At 47.2% G+C, this 1,765-nt stretch carries 1 tRNA gene and 1 rRNA gene; both read right to left on the bottom strand.

What is annotated here, in order from left to right:
* Positions 1–3: 3 nt before the first annotated feature.
* Positions 4–77 (bottom strand) — tRNA-Ile (locus tag H4K35_RS15485).
* A 69-nt stretch (positions 78–146) separates the two neighbouring features.
* Positions 147–1,664 (bottom strand): 16S ribosomal RNA (locus H4K35_RS15480).
* Positions 1,665–1,765 lie beyond the last annotated feature (101 nt).

The following is a 1,765-nucleotide window of genomic DNA, read 5'->3' as shown; positions in this document are numbered from 1 at the left end:
TAGTAGTCCCGGGCAGACTCGAACTGCCGACCCCTACATTATCAGTGTAGTACTCTAACCAGCTGAGCTACGAGACTCTGTATATTACTTATTTTTTATTTGAACAAACAGCGAGAGTAAATAAACCAACCTCTTTTTTTCTCTAGAAAGGAGGTGTTCCAGCCGCACCTTCCGGTACGGCTACCTTGTTACGACTTAGCCCTAGTTACTAGTTTTACCCTAGGCAGCTCCTTGCGGCGACCGACTTCAGGTACCCCCAGCTTCCATGGCTTGACGGGCGGTGTGTACAAGGCCCGGGAACGTATTCACCGGATCATGGCTGATATCCGATTACTAGCGATTCCAGCTTCATGGAGTCGAGTTGCAGACTCCAATCCGAACTGAGACCAGCTTTTGAGATTCGCATCCAGTTGCCTGGTAGCTGCTTTCTGTACTGGCCATTGTAGCACGTGTGTAGCCCAAGACGTAAGGGCCGTGATGATTTGACGTCATCCCCACCTTCCTCACGGTTTGCACCGGCAGTCTTGTTAGAGTTCCCGGCTTGACCCGCTGGCAACTAACAATAGGGGTTGCGCTCGTTATAGGACTTAACCTGACACCTCACGGCACGAGCTGACGACAACCATGCAGCACCTTGTAAATTGCCCGAAGGAAAGTCTATCTCTAAACCTGTCAATCTACATTTAAGCCTTGGTAAGGTTCCTCGCGTATCATCGAATTAAACCACATGCTCCACCGCTTGTGCGGGCCCCCGTCAATTCCTTTGAGTTTCATTCTTGCGAACGTACTCCCCAGGTGGGATACTTATCACTTTCGCTTAGCCACTCAATCCGAAGACCGAACAGCTAGTATCCATCGTTTACGGCGTGGACTACCAGGGTATCTAATCCTGTTCGCTACCCACGCTTTCGTTCATCAGCGTCAATAAGTACGTAGTAATCTGCCTTCGCAATTGGTATTCCATGTAATATCTAAGCATTTCACCGCTACACTACATATTCTAATTACTTCCATACTATTCAAGTTTAGCAGTATCAACGGCAATTTTACAGTTAAGCTGCAAGATTTCACCACTGACTTACTAAACCGCCTACGAACCCTTTAAACCCAATAATTCCGGATAACGCTCGGATCCTCCGTATTACCGCGGCTGCTGGCACGGAGTTAGCCGATCCTTATTCTTACGGTACCGTCAAATAATTACACGTAATTACATTTCTTCCCGTACAAAAGCAGTTTACAATCCATAGGACCGTCATCCTGCACGCGGCATGGCTGGTTCAGAGTTGCCTCCATTGACCAATATTCCTCACTGCTGCCTCCCGTAGGAGTCTGGTCCGTGTCTCAGTACCAGTGTGGGGGATCTCCCTCTCAGGACCCCTAATCATCGTCGCCTTGGTATGCCGTTACCACACCAACTAGCTAATGATACGCATGCCCATCTTTTACCGATAAATCTTTATTATAAATGTGATGCCACATCTATAAACCATGGAGCATTAATCCGAATTTCTCCGGGCTATTCCCCTGTAAAAGGTAGGTTGCATACGCGTTACTCACCCATCCGCCGGTCTCTAGAAAGCAAGCTCTCTATACCCCTCGACTTGCATGTGTTAGGCCTGCCGCTAGCGTTCATCCTGAGCCAGGATCAAACTCTTCATCGTATATTTTTAATATTGTAAAAAGTTAGCTAGTTTATTCGTGATCCTAAGATCACCTTACTCTCTTTAATTTGTATGCTGTTGTCCAATATGTCTATGATCGT

It is taken from the genome of Myroides sp. NP-2, from assembly GCF_014145665.1.
GTDB lineage: Bacteria > Bacteroidota > Bacteroidia > Flavobacteriales > Flavobacteriaceae > Flavobacterium.
The sequence above is the reverse complement of the archived record's forward strand: the minus strand, read 5'-3'. Positions and strand labels throughout refer to the sequence as shown.